The sequence below is a fragment of the Aquibium oceanicum genome (genome assembly GCF_001889605.1).
Classification (GTDB): domain Bacteria; phylum Pseudomonadota; class Alphaproteobacteria; order Rhizobiales; family Rhizobiaceae; genus Aquibium; species Aquibium oceanicum.
The window spans coordinates 4,738,308-4,755,313 of sequence record NZ_CP018171.1 but is presented as its reverse complement, the minus strand read 5'-3'; the positions used below and the strand labels follow the sequence as shown (position 1 = coordinate 4,755,313).

General features: G+C 65.7%; 18 protein-coding genes, 1 pseudogene and 1 riboswitch. Of the genes and pseudogenes, 9 read left to right on the top strand and 10 right to left on the bottom strand.

From position 1 onward, the window contains the following. Positions 1 to 24: 24 nt before the first annotated feature. Positions 25 to 102, bottom strand: a riboswitch (SAM riboswitch). A 98-nt stretch (positions 103 to 200) separates the two neighbouring features. After that, a complete protein-coding gene (gene hisC, locus BSQ44_RS23200; protein WP_072607416.1) occupies positions 201 to 1,301 on the top strand; it encodes a histidinol-phosphate transaminase in 1,101 nt (366 codons plus the stop codon). Then, positions 1,301 to 2,236 carry a prephenate/arogenate dehydrogenase family protein gene (locus BSQ44_RS23195; protein ID WP_072607415.1) on the top strand — a complete coding sequence of 312 codons (936 nt, stop codon included), beginning with the start codon at positions 1,301 to 1,303 and terminating at the stop codon, positions 2,234 to 2,236. The genes hisC and BSQ44_RS23195 overlap by 1 nt, the downstream gene beginning before the upstream one ends. A 43-nt stretch (positions 2,237 to 2,279) precedes the next feature. Here the strand turns inward: BSQ44_RS23195 and BSQ44_RS23190 are convergent, their stop codons facing one another. Then, entirely contained in the window at positions 2,280 to 3,275 is a 996-nt protein-coding gene (locus BSQ44_RS23190; RefSeq protein ID WP_072607414.1) for a DUF2125 domain-containing protein, read from the bottom strand. A 66-nt stretch (positions 3,276 to 3,341) separates the two neighbouring features. Here BSQ44_RS23190 and BSQ44_RS23185 point away from each other — a divergent pair, with 66 nt between their 5' ends. Then, the gene (locus BSQ44_RS23185) at positions 3,342 to 3,890 is read left to right on the top strand and encodes a gamma-glutamylcyclotransferase (RefSeq protein ID WP_072607413.1); all 549 of its coding nucleotides are present in this window, start codon (positions 3,342 to 3,344) and stop codon (positions 3,888 to 3,890) included. Here the strand turns inward: BSQ44_RS23185 and BSQ44_RS23180 are convergent. The 6 genes and pseudogenes from BSQ44_RS23180 to ftsE all read right to left on the bottom strand — a co-directional run bounded on the left by BSQ44_RS23180 (position 3,887) and on the right by ftsE (position 8,547). Beyond that, positions 3,887 to 4,487: pseudogene (locus BSQ44_RS23180) on the bottom strand (HAD-IA family hydrolase). The gene BSQ44_RS23185 and the pseudogene BSQ44_RS23180 overlap by 4 nt on opposite strands. Before the next feature lie 20 nt (positions 4,488 to 4,507). Further along, the gene (locus BSQ44_RS23175) at positions 4,508 to 5,215 is read right to left on the bottom strand and encodes an HAD family hydrolase (protein WP_072607412.1); all 708 of its coding nucleotides are present in this window, start codon (positions 5,213 to 5,215) and stop codon (positions 4,508 to 4,510) included. Positions 5,216 to 5,225: 10 nt separating this feature from the next. Continuing rightward, positions 5,226 to 6,038: a lysophospholipid acyltransferase family protein gene (locus BSQ44_RS23170; protein ID WP_072608242.1), complete on the bottom strand. Its 813-nt coding sequence runs from the start codon at positions 6,036 to 6,038 to the stop codon at positions 5,226 to 5,228. Positions 6,039 to 6,112: 74 nt separating this feature from the next. Continuing rightward, the gene (locus BSQ44_RS23165; protein ID WP_072608241.1) at positions 6,113 to 6,736 is read right to left on the bottom strand and encodes a YdcF family protein; all 624 of its coding nucleotides are present in this window, start codon (positions 6,734 to 6,736) and stop codon (positions 6,113 to 6,115) included. 187 nt (positions 6,737 to 6,923) lie between these two features. Then, complete coding sequence (locus tag BSQ44_RS23160; protein ID WP_072607411.1) at positions 6,924 to 7,895, bottom strand: cell division protein FtsX; 972 nt, start codon at positions 7,893 to 7,895, stop codon at positions 6,924 to 6,926. Next, positions 7,888 to 8,547 carry a cell division ATP-binding protein FtsE gene (gene ftsE, locus BSQ44_RS23155; protein ID WP_072607410.1) on the bottom strand — a complete coding sequence of 220 codons (660 nt, stop codon included), beginning with the start codon at positions 8,545 to 8,547 and terminating at the stop codon, positions 7,888 to 7,890. The genes BSQ44_RS23160 and ftsE overlap by 8 nt, the downstream gene beginning before the upstream one ends. Positions 8,548 to 8,731: 184 nt before the next feature. On the opposite strand from ftsE, the gene BSQ44_RS23150 reads away from it, so the two are divergent. The 6 genes from BSQ44_RS23150 (at position 8,732) to BSQ44_RS23125 (ending at position 14,103) form a co-directional block, all read left to right on the top strand. Then, entirely contained in the window at positions 8,732 to 9,382 is a 651-nt protein-coding gene (locus tag BSQ44_RS23150; RefSeq protein ID WP_072607409.1) for a hypothetical protein, read from the top strand. A gap of 5 nt (positions 9,383 to 9,387) precedes the next feature. Further along, positions 9,388 to 9,936 (top strand): hypoxanthine phosphoribosyltransferase, encoded by a 549-nt coding sequence (hpt, locus tag BSQ44_RS23145; RefSeq protein ID WP_072607408.1) that lies wholly within the window; start codon positions 9,388 to 9,390, stop codon positions 9,934 to 9,936. A 57-nt stretch (positions 9,937 to 9,993) separates the two neighbouring features. After that, positions 9,994 to 10,356: a response regulator gene (locus tag BSQ44_RS23140; protein ID WP_072607407.1), complete on the top strand. Its 363-nt coding sequence runs from the start codon at positions 9,994 to 9,996 to the stop codon at positions 10,354 to 10,356. Between the two features lie 113 nt (positions 10,357 to 10,469). Beyond that, complete coding sequence (gene pncB / locus BSQ44_RS23135) at positions 10,470 to 11,774, top strand: nicotinate phosphoribosyltransferase (protein ID WP_072607406.1); 1,305 nt, start codon at positions 10,470 to 10,472, stop codon at positions 11,772 to 11,774. Positions 11,775 to 11,999: 225 nt separating this feature from the next. Continuing rightward, positions 12,000 to 13,100 carry a GGDEF domain-containing protein gene (locus BSQ44_RS23130; RefSeq protein ID WP_072607405.1) on the top strand — a complete coding sequence of 367 codons (1,101 nt, stop codon included), beginning with the start codon at positions 12,000 to 12,002 and terminating at the stop codon, positions 13,098 to 13,100. Positions 13,101 to 13,293: 193 nt separating this feature from the next. Then, positions 13,294 to 14,103 (top strand): GGDEF domain-containing protein, encoded by an 810-nt coding sequence (locus tag BSQ44_RS23125; RefSeq protein WP_072607404.1) that lies wholly within the window; start codon positions 13,294 to 13,296, stop codon positions 14,101 to 14,103. Between the two features lie 58 nt (positions 14,104 to 14,161). Here BSQ44_RS23125 and BSQ44_RS23120 read toward each other — a convergent pair whose 3' ends face one another. The 3 genes from BSQ44_RS23120 to BSQ44_RS23110 all read right to left on the bottom strand — a co-directional run bounded on the left by BSQ44_RS23120 (position 14,162) and on the right by BSQ44_RS23110 (position 16,859). Beyond that, positions 14,162 to 15,037: a 3-hydroxybutyryl-CoA dehydrogenase gene (locus BSQ44_RS23120; RefSeq protein ID WP_072607403.1), complete on the bottom strand. Its 876-nt coding sequence runs from the start codon at positions 15,035 to 15,037 to the stop codon at positions 14,162 to 14,164. A 115-nt stretch (positions 15,038 to 15,152) separates the two neighbouring features. Then, on the bottom strand, positions 15,153 to 16,082 hold the full coding sequence (locus BSQ44_RS23115; protein ID WP_072607402.1) for an electron transfer flavoprotein subunit alpha/FixB family protein: 930 nt from the start codon (positions 16,080 to 16,082) through the stop codon (positions 15,153 to 15,155). Between the two features lie 27 nt (positions 16,083 to 16,109). Next, positions 16,110 to 16,859 (bottom strand): electron transfer flavoprotein subunit beta/FixA family protein, encoded by a 750-nt coding sequence (locus BSQ44_RS23110; protein ID WP_072607401.1) that lies wholly within the window; start codon positions 16,857 to 16,859, stop codon positions 16,110 to 16,112. Between the last annotated feature and the right edge of the window lie 147 nt (positions 16,860 to 17,006).

Sequence of the window (17,006 nt, the reverse complement as noted above, 5' to 3'; positions counted from 1 at the left end):
GGCATTGCGCTAAGGCAAGCCGGTTACGATCCGCAATCGGCCCTTTAGCGAGTTGTTTAACGTGGCTGCAAGCCGACCGGCCAAATCACCACGACGTTCGCCCGCTTAATATCCCCGCCGTCCCTTTGCGTCAACTTCAAAGCTTTGCTAGAGGAAGCCGCCTTCCGGCACAGCCAGCTCCATCCGACAGGACCGCCATCATGACCGAGCTACAGCGCCCCGAGCCGAAACCCGGCGTCATGGACATCGCGGCCTACGTGCCCGGCAAGAGCGCGGCGCCGGCCGGCGTGAAGACGGTCTACAAGCTCTCGTCCAACGAGAGCCCGCTCGGTGCCTCGCCGAAGGCGGTTGACGCGGTGCGCGACGTCGCCGGCAAGCTCGAATTCTACCCCGACGGTTCGGCCACGCGCCTGCGCGAAGCGATCGCCGAGGTGCACGGGCTGAACCCGGCCAACATCATCTGCTCCAACGGTTCGGACGAGGTGCTGGGCCTGCTGGCGCTCACCTACCTGCAGCCGGGCGACGAGGCGATCTTCACCGAGCACGGCTTCCTCGTCTACCGCATCTATACCCAAGCCGCGAGCGCGGTTCCGGTCGCCGTCAAGGAGACCGACGAGACGGCGGACGTCGACGCCATCCTGGCAGCGGTCACGGAGAAGACGAAGATCGTCTTCCTCGCCAACCCGAACAACCCGACCGGCACCTACATCCCGTTCGAGGAGGTGCGCCGTCTGCACGCCGCCCTGCCGAAGCACGTCCTCCTGGTGCTCGACGCCGCCTATGCCGAGTACGTGCGGCGCAATGACTACGAGTCCGGCATGGAACTCGTCGCGTCCTCCCAGAACGTCGTCATGACGCGCACCTTCTCCAAGATCCACGGCCTCGGCGGCGCCCGCCTCGGCTGGATGTACGCCCCGGCCCACATCATCGACGCGCTGAACCGCGTGCGCGGTCCCTTCAACGTCAATGCCGTCGCGATCGAGGCCGGCATCGCCGCGATCCGCGACCGCGCCCATGTCGAGGAGGCCGTCGCCCACAACGACAAATGGCTCGTCTGGCTGACGGAGGAACTGACCAAGCTCGGCCTCCGGGTCACCCCGAGCGTCGGCAACTTCGTTCTCATCCACTTCCCCGACGAGGCGCACTCCGCCGCGGCTGCCGACGACTATCTCACGCAGCGCGGCTACATCCTGCGCCGCGTCGGAGGCTACGGCTTCCCGAACGCGCTGCGCATGACGATCGGCACCGAAGAGGCGAACCGGGGCGTCGTCTCGGCGCTGACCGAGTTCCTGAAACCGTGATGGCCGAGCCGCTTTTTGCCCGCGTCGCGCTCATCGGCATCGGCCTCATCGGTTCCTCGCTGGCGCATGTCATCCGCCGCGAGGGCCTCGCCGGGACGGTCTCGATCTCGAGCCGCAGCGCCGCCACGCTTGCCCGCGCGGAAGAGCTCGGCCTGGGCAACGAGTACCACGCCGACCCGAAGGACGCCGTCGCAGGCGCGGACCTCGTCATCGTCTCCGTGCCCGTCGGATCGTCGGGCGAGGTCGCGCGCGCCATCGCGCCGGCCCTCAAGCCCGGCGCGATCCTGACCGACGTCGGCTCCACCAAGGCCTCCGTCATCGCGCAGATGATGCCCGAGGTGCCGGACGGCGTGCACTTCATCCCCGGCCACCCGATCGCGGGCACGGAACGCTCCGGTCCGGATGCGGGATTCGCCGAACTCTTCGAGAACCGCTGGTGCATCCTCACCCCGCCCCCCGGCGCCGATCCCGAAGCCGTGGCGAGGCTGTCGGAGTTCTGGCGCCGCTGCGGCTCCAACATCGACACGATGGACCCCGAGCACCACGACATGGTGCTAGCGATCGTCTCCCACCTTCCGCACATCATCGCCTACAACATCGTCGGCACCGCGGACGATCTGGAATCGGTGACCAAGTCGGAGGTCATCAAGTATTCGGCCTCCGGCTTCCGCGACTTCACGCGCCTTGCCGCCTCCGACCCCACCATGTGGCGCGACGTGTGCCTGCACAATCGCGACGCCATCCTCGAAATGCTGGCGCGGTTCTCCGAAGACCTCGCCTCGCTGCAGCGCGCGGTCCGCTGGGGCGACGGCGACAAGCTCTTCGACCTCTTCACCCGCACCCGCGCCATCCGCCGTTCCATCATCGAAGCCGGCCAGGAAATCGACGCCCCCGATTTCGGCCGCCAGGTGGCGGCGCATCCGGAGAAGGTCTGAGCTCGACGGATCGACCGTTGGGAGCGGCAGGGTCAAGGCAGTCTCACTTCAGCGCCGGCACCCGCCCCAAGGTGATGAATCCGATCCGTGCGACGCCCTTCTCGATCGATAGCGGCAGGGAAGGGCTGTCGCCCAGCATCGCGAAGCCGCTCATCGCCGACTGGATGGTGTCCTTTTGCGCCGGCAGCGCCTCGCCGAGCCGGGCAGCGACGACCGCCGGCTTGTTGACGGTGATCTGGAGGCTCGCGTCCACCAGCCCCTGCGAATCGATCGCGACCGGACCAGAGACAGTTACGCCCGCGTCCTCGCTGAGCGACACCGTCACGCTTCTGAGCACGATGCTCGTGCCGCGGAGGCTCTCCATACGTTGCGCGATCCGCTCCACCCCGTCCTCGACGGTCAGGTCGAGGCTGACCAGCGGCAACAGCACCGCTCCGTCCATGCCCGGCGGCGTGATGCTGACGTCCTGCGCCTGCATGGCCACGTCGAGGTCGCCGGCGTTGCGCCGCATGTGGGCCTCGCCCGTCGCGGCCTTCAGCGAGACGGGAAGATCGTTCCCCGTCGCCTCGGCGTCCACGGAGATCCCGCGCAACGTGACGGATGCGCGTTCGGGCAGCGGCTGTGCCACCGATGCGCTGAACCGCATGTCGCTCGCGCTGGCGTTCACGCCCGGCTGCCGGCCGGGATAGCCGATCCGCAGCGTGTCCAGTTCCCCGACGATCCGGAATGGATCGTAGATCTGCGCGGCGGTCCTCAAGCCCTCGCCCCTGATCTCCACCTTGCCCTCGGCATCGGTGACGCCGATGCGGTCGCAGAAGAGCCCGATGCGGAAGGGATAGCCCCGCGTCTCCCGGTTGGCACAAAGCGCCACGCCACCATCGCGCTCGACGCGGGCGATCGCCTCGCCGGCCTCCGCTTCCAGCAGGGACGCCACGTAGAACCAGCCGGCGGTGTAGAGCCCGATGACGGCGACGATCGCTACCGCCAGCCAGGCGAACCTCCGGCTGTAGCTCCTCGCGGGTCTTTCGCTTGACGCCATCGGTTTGCCCTCGCTAACCCTCGCCGGCCGGATTGCTCCGGTTCCTCGGCGATCAGGTGTCTGCATATGGGCGATTTTTGGGTGTTCGGCTACGGCTCGCTGATCTGGCGGCCCGGATTCGCCCATACCGAGACGGTCCGCGCCCGTCTACACGGCTTCCGGCGCGCGCTCTGCGTACGCTCCTTCGTGCATCGCGGCTCGCCGGAACGGCCGGGCCTGGTGCTCGGTCTCGACCGCGGCGGCTCATGCATCGGGCTCGCCTTCCGCGTTCCGGGCGACCTGCGCGACGAGGTGATGGCCTATCTGCGCGAGCGTGAACTGGTCACCGCCGTCTATCTCGAGCGGCAACTGCCGCTCACGCTCCAGACCGGCGAGCGGGTCACAGGGGTGTCCTACGTGGTCGATCGCAAGCACGAACAATATGCCGGCGCCCTCGCCGCCGAAGACGCCGCCGCCCGCGTAAACGGCGCGGTCGGCCGCTCGGGGCCCAACGAGGAATACGTTCTCAACACGGTCGAGCACCTCAAGGCCCTTGGCATCCGCGACCACTGGCTGGAAGAGGTCGCCAGGCTGCTTCCGTCTGCGCAGATCCAGCCGGGCGGCGCGACCGGTTAGCGATAGTCGTCCAAAATAGCCGAGAGGGGTCGTTTGCCGTCCCAGCGGACGGCGTGCCACTTGGCCTCCCTGGCCGCATGGACGTTCGCGGGCGTGTCGTCCACCAGCAGCAGCTCTTCCGGCGCGAACCCGGTCGCTGCCTCGATCGCGCGGAAGAACCGCCCTTCGGGTTTCCGGCAGCCCAGTGCGGCGGAGTAGAAGATCCCGTCGACGCGTTCCGCCAGGCCCAGCACATCCATCAGGTATCTGGCGCGCATATGCTCCTGGTTCGTCGCGAGCCAGACCTTCAGTCCAGCGGCCCGGCTCGCGGCGATGTCGTCCACGATGGCGGTGTCCAGCCCGGAATCCTTTTCAAACCAGTAAGCAATGAGCCGGTCGCACGAGACATGCGGAGCGATCCTCGTCAGAGAAGCCGAAAGGCGCTCCGGGAGGTCGGCCCGCCCGACGATAATCTCGTCCCAGTGCTGAGCGAAAAATTCCTTATGCAGGTCTCCCGGACACGCCCAAATCCCGTTCGAGATCGGTGGCCCAGTTCAGTCCGTCTTCTGGCCGGCCGGTGACCAGCACGCCGTCGACGTCGAGCATCAGCGCCCGGATCATGCGCGCGCCATCGCCGCTCAGCCGATCTCTTCGACGATCCCGGCGAGTTCGCCCAGATGCTCGATCGCCTTAAAGCGCGGCTCGCCGCTCGGCGGTTCGACATGCTCGAGCACCCAGGTGAGTTCGTGCGGTACGTGCACGCCCCAACCGCCGGCCTCGATCGCCGGTACCACGTCGGATTTCAGCGAATTGCCCACCATCATCGCGCGTTCGGGGCCGTCCCCGTACTCGGCGAAGACGCGCTCGTAGGTCTGGCGCTTCTTGTCGCTGACGATCTCGACCCCGTCGAACAGCTCGCCGAGGCCGGATTGCGCCAGCTTGCGCTCCTGGTCGAAGAGATCGCCCTTTGTGATCAGCAGGATGCGATGGCTGCCGGCGATCCGCTCCAGCGCCTCCCTGGCATGCGGCAGGGTCTCGACCGGATGCGACAGCATCTCGCGCCCGGCATCCAGTATCTTCTCGATCACCCCGGCCGGCACGCGGCCGCCGGTCACCTGGATGGCCGTCTCTATCATCGAGAGCGTAAAGCCCTTGATGCCGAAGCCGTAGACGCCGAGGTTGCGCCGCTCGGCTTCCAGCAGCCGCTCGGAAAGATGGTCCGGCTCGGCGAAGTCGGCAAGCAGTTCGGCGAAGCGCTTCTCCGTCATGCGGAAGAACTGCTCGTTCTGCCACAGCGTGTCGTCGGCATCGAAGCCGATCGTGGTCAGAAGCCGACCGTCGGACATGACGTCCGCCTCACGCAGCCGGCGCGGAAGAAGCGCGCGGCGAGCGCCCGAGCTTTTCCAGCCGGTCGACCGCGGTCGGCGGCAGGGGCGGGGCGTCGGGGGCCTCGGCGGCATCGATCAGCAGTTCGTCCACCGTCGCTTCCGTCTCGGCGATCAGACGCTTCATGAACTCCTCCTTGCTGAGGCCAGGAGGGATCGCCGGCAGGAAACGCGCCTTGATGGTGCCGGGATAGCGCATGAACTTGCGCCGCGGCCAGTAGAGCCCCGCCACATGCGCGACCGGTACCACCGGTATGCCCAGTTCGGAGTAGAGCTCCACGATGCCCCACTTGTAGTTCGGCTCCGCGCCGGGCGCGCGGCGGGTCCCTTCGGGGTAGATGATCAGCTGACGCGGATTGCGGGCGAACTCACGGCGTGTCGCCTCGGTCACGGCCTTCAACGCCGCGGAACGCTTGCCGCGGTTGACCGGGATCATGCGCATCTTGGCGATGTACCAGCCGAAGAAGGGGATCCACATCAGTTCGCGCTTCAGGATGTAGAGCGGGTCCTTCAGGTACGGGAAGAAGGCGATGGCGTCCCAGAAGGACTGGTGTTTCGGCGCCAGGATGAAGGAACCCTCCGGCAGGTTCTCCAGCCCGGTGATCTCGAATCTGGTGCCGACGATGGCCGTCTGGAGCCACATGCTGGAGCGCGACCAGAATTTCGGCACGAACCAGGCGATGCGGCGCGGCGAGATGAAATAGAAGGGCGTCCAGAAGATCATCTGGAAAATGAGGCTGACATAGAATGCGATGTTGAATGCCAGCGATCGCAGAACAATCATGAAAGGCGCCCGGTCCGGTTCGTTCTGCGGGTTGGTATCACCCACCCGGGCTCAGGGGAACAGCGGACGGTCCGTCAATCCCCGCTCATGCGCGAGGATGCGACCGTCGTGTGCCCATCGCTGGCGATGAAGACGCTGCGGGCCACCGCCGTCAGGAACTTCGTGTATTCGGTGAACAGCACCCGTACGGCATCCGGCTTCATCAGCCAGTCGCCTCCGTCCAGCCGGCTGTTGACGACGGGATAGGGCTGTAGACGGGTGTCGCCGAGCAGCCGGCGCATTTCCAGCAGGCTGCGCGGCATGTGGTAGTTGTTGGTGACGAGGATCACCGAGCGGTAGGCATGCTCGTGAACCCATTTGGCGCTCTCGGTCGCGTTGCCGATCGTGTCGAGCGCCGCGCGGTCGATGTCGACGCAGCAGGCGAAGAGCCTCTCGTCGAGCCCGGTCACCTCGCGCAGTTCGGCGTCGCGCGCCACCGGATTGACGCCGCTGATCAGAAGCCTCTCTCCCTTGCCGGACCTCAGCAGGTCGATGGCGGCATCCAGCCGGAACTGTCCGCCGGTCAGCACGATTATGGCGTCGGCCGGCGGCGGGTCGGCGGGGGTCTTCAGCAGGCTGATGCTGTTGGCGAACCAGCCGAAGCCGATCACGAAGCAGAGCGAGGCGAGGGCCAGGCAGACGAGCGCGCCGCGCCACATCAGCCCGCGCGACCCGCGGCCCGAGGGGTGCTTCTTGCCCTGATTCTCCACACGATCGGCGCCGTCGCCCGTCGTTTCGCTCGCCATGTCGAAGACATATCCCGCAATTGCGGCTTTCGGTAGATGCCGGATGGGTTCGCCCGGACGATCGGACGGCTCTTCATCTGCTGCCAGCGATCTCGGCGCCTCAGCCATGGTCGGTACGGCCGATCTCGATCTGGTTCAGCCGCGAAACCACGGTGGCATGCGACGTCGCCGCCGTCAGTGCCGCCACGATCGCCAGCACGATCACCACGCCGGCATAGCCGGTCGCACCGATGGCGAAATTGCCGAACAGCGCGGTCGCCTGGTCCGCCTCCGGCGTTGCGAGGTTCATCGAAGACCACCAGCCGAAGCCGACGAAGACGATGACCGCCGCCAGGCCCCCGACGGCCGCGCCCTGGAGCCCGATCCAGAGGAAATGGCGCCGGAACTCCGCCGCGATGAAGCGTGATTCGGCCCCGACGAAATGCAGCACCTCGATCACCGGCTCGTTGCCGGCCATGGCGCCGCGGGTGGCGAAGACGACGGTCATGATCGTCGCCGACAGCATCAGGACCAGCACCGCCAATCCGATCGTGACGGTCGTGCGCGCCATGGTTATCAGCCGGTCGACCCAGTTGCGGTGATCGTCCAGGCTCACGTTCTCGACCGCGGCCTGCAGCGAACTGCGCATGGCGGCGAAATCGGGCGGTGCCGATTCGTCGATCGTCACGATCACCAGGCGCGGCACAGGAAGCTCGTCGATGTCGAGCCCCGCGCCGAGCCAGGGTTCGAGCAGCCGCGCCGTCGCCTCCCGGTCCACGATGGTGGCATAGCGCACGCCCGCGAAACCCGCCGCGACGTCGCGCGCCTCCACCAGCGCCTGCTCGATGTCGAAATCGTCGTCGGGCTTGATCTGGATGGTGGCCTCCCGTGCGATCTGCGTCTGCCAGACGGCGGCGGTATCGCGCACGAGCGTGACGGCGCCGAGCGTCAGGCATGACAGGAAGGTCATGATGGCGATGACGATGATGAGGGCCCGTCCTGCCACGCTCTGCTGCGGCACGATCGGCGTGCGGCGGCGCAACGTCGCGTCCGTCGAAGTGCGGGGTCCGCTCGCGGCGCCGGTGTCAGTCATGCAGGGTGAGCCTCCCCTCGGCCAGCACCATGCGCCGCGCGTCGACCTGGTCCATGAGCTGCAGGTCGTGCGTGGCGATGACGACGGCCGTGCCCGAGCGGTTCAGCTCGATGAAGAGCCGCAGCAACCTGCGCGCCAGGGTCGGGTCCACATTGCCCGTCGGCTCGTCCGCGAGCAGGATCTCGGGCTGCTCGATCAGGGCGCGCGCGATCGCGGCGCGCTGCTTCTCCCCGCCAGAGAGCACCGGCGGCAGCACGTTGATCCGCTCGCCGAGCCCCACCCATTTCAGTAGCTCCACCACGTCGTTGCGGTAGCTCGATTCGTCGCGGCCGCGGACGCGCATCGGCAGGGCCACGTTCTCGTAGGTGGTCATGTGGTCGAGAAGCCGGAAATCCTGGAAGACGACGCCGATCTTGCGGCGCAGATGCGGCAGTTCGTTGCGCTTGATCAGCGTGCGGTCCTTGCCGAACACGGTGATAAGCCCGCGCGTCGGCGCGAGCGCCAGGAAAAGCAGCCTGAGCAGCGTCGTCTTGCCGGCCCCGGAGGGACCGCTGAGAAACTGGAACGAGCCCTTCGGAATCTGGAACGAGATGTCGCGGAGGATCTCCGGACCCATTCCATATCTCAAGCCGACGTTTTCGAATCGGATCACTTTGTCTGCGGCCTCGACTTGTCCTTGCGCGGTTGGTGCGGAGCCGACGACATTCCCGCCGCATGGTTAACGGAGTGTAAAATCGCTGTCCGGCACCGCGTCGCGAGCGTTGGTGCGGGCAGCGAAACGTTAACCAATTCCATTTACCCCTTGTAAGGGATTCGCGAAAGGATTGCCGCCCCCGATGGTCGAACGACAAGTCCGCCCTGTCTCGGGCGAAATCATGACGGCCGAGCGCGACGCAAGGTCCGCCCGCGCGGCCGGCGACGACATCGTCGACGCCGAATATGAAACCGTTGCCGCGCAGGAGCCGCGCCCGCCGCTGCGGGAGGAGACACGCGCCTCCTCCGAAAACGTGCCGCGGCCCGGCGCAGAGGGCTCGGTCGCCGGCATGGACATCTTGCGCCGCGCCGCCGGCGCGCCAGAGGAGCGGCCAAGCCGTCGCGGCGGCGTCGCCTTCTGGACCTGCGGCGCGTTCATGGTGCTGGCGGCCTTCTGGATCTCCGGCGGCCACGTGCTGGCCGGACCCGTTCTCGCCAGCTTCGCCGCCAAGCCCGAGCGGCTGCGGATCGCCGAACTCAGTTCGCGCGTCGAGAGCCATGGCGGCCGCAAGCTGCTTGTCATCGACGGCGCCGTCGTCAACCAGGGAACCGTGGCCGACGCCGTTCCCCCGCTTTTGATCGAGGTAACGGGTGACGGCGGCCGCGTGACCCGCTACACCCTCGACCCGGCGGGAACGGGAATCGCACCCGGCGCCGAAGTCAGGTTTTCCAGCCGGGTCGACGTGCCGATCGGAGGCGTCGCTGGCGTGTCCGTGAAGATGAGCGAAAGGTAAGGCCGATGCCGGTGGTGCGCAGAAAAGACATCGAGATCCTTTTCAGCGCCTCCGCGATCGCGCGGCGCAACCTCGAACTCGCCAAGGACATCGCCTCGAAGGACTACAAGGACCTCCTTGTGATCTCGATCCTCAAGGGCTCCTTCATCTTCGCCGCCGACCTGATCCGGGCCATGCACGATGCCGGCGCCTCGCCGGAAGTCGAGTTCATCTTCATCTCCAGCTATGGCACGGGAACCACCAGCGGCGAGGTCAAGGTACTGCGCGACATCGACAACGATGTCGCCGACCGCGACATCCTGCTGATCGACGACATCCTGGAATCCGGCAAGACGCTGAAGTTCACGCGCGAGCTCATGCTGTCGCGCGGCGCCCGCAGCGTCTCCATCGCCGTGCTTCTGGACAAGCACAGCCGCCGCCAGACCGAGATCGCGGCCGATTATGTCGGCTTCGACTGCCCGGACTACTTCGTCGTCGGCTACGGCATGGACGTGGCGCACGCTTTCCGCGAACTTCCATTCGTCGGCGTGGTCAAGGGCGACGCCGCCGGTTGAGCCATTTTCGGCTCTTGCTTTACGGAACCACAAGATTCTACGCTGCATTTTAGCGATATGAGCAAGATACTGATCGTCGAAGACGACGAACCCGTCCGCACCCTCGCCGCCCGCGCCCTCGAGCGCGACGGACACGACGTCGAGACCGCCGAGGACGGCGAACTCGGCCTGGACCGCATTCGCCACAACGACGGCGGCTACGACCTTGTGGTCTCCGACATCCGCATGCCCGCCATGGACGGCATCGAGATGGCGAAGGCAGCGGCCCGTCTCTTTCCGAAGCTCAAGATCATGCTCGTCACCGGCTATGCCGAACAGCGCGAGCAGGCCGAGGATCTGCGCGACATCATCGTCGAGGTGGTGCCGAAGCCGTTCACGCTGGCCCAGATCCGCGAGAAGGTGCGCCTGCACACCCGCTGAACGCGCGCCGTGGGCTCGATCCGCCCAGCCGTGCCTTGCCGCATGTCGGAATTCATCCTAGACCGCTCGCGCGGTTCGGGCGCCGTATGCCGGCTCCGGAGGAGGGTGCTGACTTGACCAAGAACGACATCGCCAAGCGGGTGCACGACCACACCTGGAAGCTCGACCCGATCATCCGCAGCCTCCTCGACACCGATTTCTACAAGCTCCTGATGCTCCAGATGATCTGGGGCCTCTATCCGGAGGTCGACGCCACCTTCTCGCTGATCAACCGGACCCAGTCGGTGCGGCTTTCCGACGAGATCGCCGAGAGCGAACTTCGCGAGCAGCTCGACCACGCCCGCACCTTGCGCATGTCGAAGAAGGAGATGATCTGGCTCGCCGGCAATACCTTCTACGGCAGCAAGCAGATATTCCAGCCCGAGTTCCTCGCCTGGCTCGCCGATTTCCAGCTCCCCGAATACGAACTGACCCGCCGCGACGGCCAGTTCGAGCTCCACTTCCACGGCAAGTGGAAGGAAACGAGCATGTGGGAGATCCCCGCGCTCGCCATCATCAACGAATTGCGCTCGCGCGCGGCAATGAAATCCATGGGGCCGTTCACGCTCGACGTGCTCTACGCCCGCGCCAAGGCGCGCATGTGGTCCAAGGTGGAGCGGCTGCGCGCGCTTCCCGACCTGCGCATCTCCGACTTCGGCACCCGCCGGAGGCATTCCTTCCTGTGGCAGCGCTGGTGCGTGGAGGCGCTCAAGGAAGGCCTGGGCTCCGCGTTGACCGGCACCAGCAACGTCAAGCTCGCCATGGACGCCGATCTCGAGGCACTCGGAACCAACGCGCACGAACTGCCCATGGTGCTTGCCGCGCTGACCGACAGCGAGGAGGCGCTCGTGGCAGCCCCCTACAAGGTGCTCCAGGACTGGAACCGCTACTACGGCGGCAACCTCCTGATCGTATTGCCTGACACCTTCGGCACGGCCTCCTTCCTGCGCCACGCGCCCGACTGGGTCGCCGACTGGACGGGTTTCCGGCCCGACAGCGCCCCGCCGATCGAGGGCGGCGAGCGGATCATCGCGTGGTGGAAGCAGCATGGCCGCGACCCGCGCGAGAAGCTCATCGTCTTTTCCGACGGGCTCGACGTGGAGACGATCGAACGCGCCTACCACCATTTCCACGGAAAGGTCCGCATGACCTTCGGCTGGGGCACCAACCTGACCAATGATTTCGAAGGCTGCGCGCCGGTCGAGATCGAGGGGCTGAAGCCGATCTCCATCGTCTGCAAGGTCAGCGAGGCGAACGGCCGGCCGGCGGTGAAGCTTTCCGACAATCCGGAGAAGGCAACCGGGGACCCGGCGGCGATCGCCCGATACCTGCGCGTTTTCGGCACCGAGGAGAGGGTAGCGAAGCCGCTGCGGGTCTGAAGACTGCAACCTCTACGATTAGATTACGAGCGCTCCCGTCGATTTGTTGGTACCGTTTACGGAGAATTAGGCAGCTTACCTTAACGTCAGATGCAGCGAGGGAACCTGGTGGGTGGGGACCCGGACTGACGCGCAGAACATGTTCCGTCCTCGACGGGATGTGGGGTCGAGTGGTGGATATGGATCCGCCGCCGGCCATCCCGCGTGATATTCGGGTGAGGGCGGATGAATACGCAGGTCTCCAGTGCAAGGTCGTCGGGCGGCAACGCTCCTACCGCTCCGGTTTCCGATATCGCGACGAAGATCGCCCTCGCCATGCGCGCAATGGGTGTCATCGGTTCACCCAGGAACTACGAAATTTTCTACGAGGTCTTTGCCGGCTGCAACCCAGCATTGAATGCCGATCTGGGCGCGCTGGGAAACCGTCCGCGCCAGGAGGACCTCGACCGTCTCAGCATCAAGTACTTCATCCAGACGAGCAACCAGCTGTTCGTCGACAATGTCCGCGAGCAGATCGCCAACAAGGTCGAGGAGGTCATGATCCTCTTCGACAAGGAACGGCTCCAGCTCGAGCGCTACGGTTCGATCCTGACCCAGAGTTCGGACGGACTGCGCAAACGCGACGTCGTCACCCAGGAGATCCTGCAGCGCATCGCCGGCATCATGTCGTCCGCCACCGATTCCAAGGTCGAGCAGGGCAGGAACTTCGCCAATGCCATGATCGACAAGTCGGCGGAGCTCGAGGAGGTCAAGACCAAGCTCGAGGAGTACAAGCGGCTCGCCGACACCGATCCGATGACGCAGCTCTTCAACCGCCGCGCCTTCGACAAGGCGATCGGGCAGGTCTACGACGATGCGAAGAAGGCGGTCTTCAGCGCCTTGATGATCCTGGACATCGACCGGTTCAAGCAGATCAACGACCGCTACGGCCATCCCGTCGGCGACAAGATCATCCAGCACGTGGCGGGCCTGATCCGCACCTCCGCCTCTCCGAACATGATCGTCGCCCGGACCGGCGGCGAGGAATTCGCGGTCATCGTCGAAGGCCTGACCGAAACGGCGGTCTTCGACTTCTCCGAAAACCTCCGGGCCGCGATCGAGAAACTGGTTCCGCTGAACGGCCAGATCGCCGCCAACGGCGGCGCAGTGACGGTCTCGGTGGGAATCTGCATGGGTTCCATGGCCAAGAACCCCGAGGACCTCTACGCCAAGGCCGACCGCGCCCTCTACATGTCGAAGGCCAACGGGCGCAACCAGACCACGCTTTACTCCTCCCTTCCCGATCTCAAGAATTCCAAGAACTGGCTCCTGTACCGCCGCGAGTGACGGTGCCGGGCCGCCCGATTCCACTTGGAAACGCCGGCCGCGCCGACGCTGCCGGAGCCATGCCCATGCCGTACTTGCGGATCTGCTTAACCACCGGTTAGCAGCACGGTTCAAAACCTTACCGAATCGCTAATCGGGTGTTTATCGGCGTTCCTTATCCTGCGGTAAGTCATTACCAGAAGGGGGTGCAGGCATGCCTGAGGCGTTAAGAGGAATATTCGATTTCAGTCTTTCCCGGCTTGCAGCTTCGAGGCTGTTCCGGTGGACGGTTCTGGGAACTTTGTGGTGCGTCGTCGTCTCGAGCAGCTACGAGTATCTCTGGCGCTCGGGTCTGGGCGATCTGCAGTTCACGCACGGTTTGGCTGGAGCGGTGGCGCTTTCGGTCATCTTGGCGGGGCCAATCCTGCTGTTCCTGGTGCTAAAGCTGCGCGAGCTCGGCATCGCCAACCAGCGCCTGGGCGTGGTAGCCTCCACCGACAGCCTGACCGCCTGCCTCAACCGGGGAAGCTTCTCCGAGAAGGTCGACCTCCAGCTCGGCGAGCACAGCGGCAAGTCCAAGCGGATCAAGGGCGCTCTGCTCATCATCGACGCCGATCACTTCAAGGCGATCAACGACACCTACGGCCACGACCACGGTGACGAGGCGCTGCGCATCATCGCCGCCGAAATCCGCGGCCAGGTCCGCAAGGGCGATCTCGTCGGCCGACTCGGCGGCGAGGAGTTCGGCGTGTTCCTGCCCGGCGCAAGCCAGCAGAACGCCGTGGCCGTCGCCGAGCGCATCCGCCGGGCCGTCAACGAGATGTCGTTCCGGCCGCGCGGCACGCACCATCCGCTCTCGGTGAGCGTCGGCGGGGTGAGCTTCGAGGACCAGCTCGAGTTCGTCGAGCTCTATCGCATTGCAGACCGGCGTCTCTACCAGGCCAAGAACGGCGGCCGCAACCGCATCGAACTGACCCACGTCCAGGCCTACGATTCGAACGATCTCAGGCAGCCGCTCCACTGACCGCCCAGGCCGCGGCAGCCCGCCGCGGCCCCTATAGCCTTTTCAAATCCTTATCGATTCAGCGCGTGGGAACCGGGTTCTCGCCGCGATAGTCGTAGAAGCCCCGGCCGGCCTTGCGGCCGAGCCAGCCCGCCTCGACATATTTCACGAGCAGCGGGCAGGGGCGGTACTTGGAATCCGACAACCCGTCGTGCAGCACCTGCATAATCGACAGACAGGTATCCAGTCCGATGAAATCGGCCAGCTGCAGCGGTCCCATGGGATGGTTGGCGCCGAGCTTCATGGCCGTGTCGATCGCCTCGACCGATCCCACGCCTTCGTAAAGCACGTAGATCGCCTCGTTGATCATCGGCAGGAGGATGCGGTTGACGATGAAGGCGGGAAAATCCTCTGCCACCGTCACCGTCTTGTCGAGGCTGACCACAAACGACTTCGCAGCCTCGAAGGTGAAATCCTCCGTCGCAATGCCGCGCACCAGCTCCACCAGCTTCATTAGCGGCACCGGGTTCATGAAATGAATGCCGATGAAGCGTTCCGGTCGGTCCGTCTGCGCTGCCATGCGGGTGATCGAGATGGACGAGGTGTTGGTCGCCAGCAGCGCTTCGGGATTGAGCACCGGGCACAACTGCGTGAAGATCTTGCGCTTGACCGTCTCGTCCTCGGTCGCCGCCTCGATCACGAGGTCGGCGCCGGCGAGATCCTCGATCTTCGGCGCGGAGCTTATGCTGGCCATGGCCTGCGAGCGTACCGATTCGTCGAGTTTTCCCGACGATACCTGCCGCGCCATGTTGCCGTTGATGGTGGCGATGCCCTTCTCGATGCGATCGCCGGAAATGTCGTGCAGGAGGACCTTGTAGCCGGCTTGCGCCGCGACATGGGCGATGCCGCTGCCCATCTGTCCAGCGCCAATGATGCCTACGGTCTGGATTGCCATCTGGGTGACCCTGTGAACCCCTGCGCTTCTATCCTAGTCAGCCGCGAAGCGAAAGCCGAAGCGGCTGTCCGCCGCTCCGGCCTGGAGTCATTCTACGCGTTGCGCGTGACGGACGTCAAAGCGCCTTTTCGAGTTCCGGCAGGATCTGGAACAGGTCGCCGACGAGGCCGTAGTCGGCCACCTGGAAGATCGGTGCCTCCTCGTCCTTGTTGATGGCGACGATGATCTTGGAATCCTTCATGCCGGCCAGGTGCTGGATCGCGCCGGAGATGCCGCAGGCGATGTAGAGGTCGGGCGCGACCACCTTGCCGGTCTGGCCGACCTGCCAGTCGTTGGGAGCGTAGCCCGCGTCGACGGCCGCGCGGCTTGCTCCGATCGCGGCACCCAGCTTGTCGGCCACAGGCGTGATCACCTCCTGGAACTTCTCCGAGGAGCCGAGCGCGCGGCCGCCCGAGATGATGATCCGGGCCGAGGTCAGTTCGGGACGGTCGGTGTGGGCGATCTTGTTCTCGACGAAAGACGAGAGGCCGGGATCGCCTGCCGCCGCGATGCTCTCGACGGACGCAGAGCCGCCTTCGCCCGCCGCCTGGAAGGTCGCCGTGCGCACGGTAATCACCTTCTTCGCATCGGTCGCCTGGACGGTCTGGATGGCGTTGCCGGCGTAGATCGGGCGCTTGAACGTGTCGGCCGACACGACCTCGATCACGTCCGACACCTGCATGACGTCGAGAAGCGCGGCGACCCGCGGCATGACGTTCTTGCCCATGGTGGTGGCGGGCGCGACCAGCGCGTCGTACTTGCCGGCCAGCGACACCACCAGCGCCGCCAGCGGCTCGGCGAGGCGCTCGGCGAGTTCGTCGGCTTCGGCCAGCAGCACCTTGGAGGCGCCCTGGAGCTTCGCCGCGCCGTCGGCGGCGGCTTTCGCGCCCTTGCCGGCGATGAGGATGTCGACTTCCGAGCCCATCTTCAGCGCGGCCGAGAGCGCCTTGGCGGTCTGGTCGGAGACGGTTTCGTTGTCGTGTTCGGCGACGAGGAGAATGGCCATTGTTCTATTCCTTTCCTGGCACCGAAATCAAAGCACGCCGGCTTCGTTCTTGAGCTTGTCGACGAGCTCCTGGACGGTCTTGACCTTGACGCCCGCCTTGCGGCCGCCCGGCTCCTCGGTCTTCAGCACCTTGAGCCGCGGCGCCACTTCCACGCCGTAGTCGGACGGGCTCTTCTCGTCGAGCGGCTTCTTCTTGGCCTTCATGATGTTGGGCAGCGAGGCATAGCGCGGCTGGTTCAAGCGCAGGTCCGTCGTCACGATCGCCGGCATCTTCAGCTCGATGACCTGCAGGCCGCCGTCGATCTCGCGCGTCACCTTGGCCTTGTCGCCGTCGAGCTCCAGCTTGGAGGCGAAGGTGCCCTGGCTCCAGCCGAGCAGCGCCGCCAGCATCTGGCCGGTCTGGTTGGCGTCGTCGTCGATCGCCTGCTTGCCAAGGATGACGAGTTCCGGCCCCTCGGCCTCGACCACGCCCTTGAGCAGCTTGGCCACCGTCAGCGGCTCCACCACGCCGTCGGTCTTGATCAGGATGCCGCGGTCGGCACCCATGGCGAGCGCGGTGCGGATGGTCTCTTGCGCCTGCTGGGGCCCAACGGAGACGGCGATGATCTCGTCCGCCTTGCCGGCCTCCTTGAGGCGGATCGCCTCTTCCACGGCGATCTCGTCGAACGGGTTCATCGACATCTTGACGTTCGCCAGCTCGACGCCCGAGCCGTCCGACTTGACGCGGATCTTGACGTTGTAATCAACCACCCGCTTCACGGGGACAAGTACTTTCATCGGCGTCGAACCTTTCTCGTGAAATATGCTGGGCGGCGTTTAACACTGCCACCGCGGCGCCCGCTAGCCCGAACCCGACATTCGGCCCCGAAAACCGGCCGTGCGCCCGCGCACCATCGCGGCGGAACCTATGGTCCATTGACGTTT

Bases quoted from the DNA above. Each gene is read 5' to 3' on its own strand.
- hisC (WP_072607416.1), top strand. From the start codon at position 201: ATGACCGAGCTACAGCGCCCCGAGCCGAAACCCGGCGTCATGGACATC.
- BSQ44_RS23195 (WP_072607415.1), top strand. From the start codon at position 1,301: ATGGCCGAGCCGCTTTTTGCCCGCGTCGCGCTCATCGGCATCGGCCTC.
- BSQ44_RS23190 (WP_072607414.1), bottom strand. From the start codon at position 3,275: ATGGCGTCAAGCGAAAGACCCGCGAGGAGCTACAGCCGGAGGTTCGCC.
- BSQ44_RS23185 (WP_072607413.1), top strand. From the start codon at position 3,342: ATGGGCGATTTTTGGGTGTTCGGCTACGGCTCGCTGATCTGGCGGCCC.
- BSQ44_RS23175 (WP_072607412.1), bottom strand. From the start codon at position 5,215: ATGTCCGACGGTCGGCTTCTGACCACGATCGGCTTCGATGCCGACGAC.
- BSQ44_RS23170 (WP_072608242.1), bottom strand. From the start codon at position 6,038: ATGATTGTTCTGCGATCGCTGGCATTCAACATCGCATTCTATGTCAGC.
- BSQ44_RS23165 (WP_072608241.1), bottom strand. From the start codon at position 6,736: ATGTGGCGCGGCGCGCTCGTCTGCCTGGCCCTCGCCTCGCTCTGCTTC.
- BSQ44_RS23160 (WP_072607411.1), bottom strand. From the start codon at position 7,895: ATGACTGACACCGGCGCCGCGAGCGGACCCCGCACTTCGACGGACGCG.
- BSQ44_RS23150 (WP_072607409.1), top strand. From the start codon at position 8,732: ATGGTCGAACGACAAGTCCGCCCTGTCTCGGGCGAAATCATGACGGCC.
- hpt (WP_072607408.1), top strand. From the start codon at position 9,388: ATGCCGGTGGTGCGCAGAAAAGACATCGAGATCCTTTTCAGCGCCTCC.
- BSQ44_RS23140 (WP_072607407.1), top strand. From the start codon at position 9,994: ATGAGCAAGATACTGATCGTCGAAGACGACGAACCCGTCCGCACCCTC.
- BSQ44_RS23130 (WP_072607405.1), top strand. From the start codon at position 12,000: ATGAATACGCAGGTCTCCAGTGCAAGGTCGTCGGGCGGCAACGCTCCT.
- BSQ44_RS23125 (WP_072607404.1), top strand. From the start codon at position 13,294: ATGCCTGAGGCGTTAAGAGGAATATTCGATTTCAGTCTTTCCCGGCTT.
- BSQ44_RS23120 (WP_072607403.1), bottom strand. From the start codon at position 15,037: ATGGCAATCCAGACCGTAGGCATCATTGGCGCTGGACAGATGGGCAGC.
- BSQ44_RS23115 (WP_072607402.1), bottom strand. From the start codon at position 16,082: ATGGCCATTCTCCTCGTCGCCGAACACGACAACGAAACCGTCTCCGAC.
- BSQ44_RS23110 (WP_072607401.1), bottom strand. From the start codon at position 16,859: ATGAAAGTACTTGTCCCCGTGAAGCGGGTGGTTGATTACAACGTCAAG.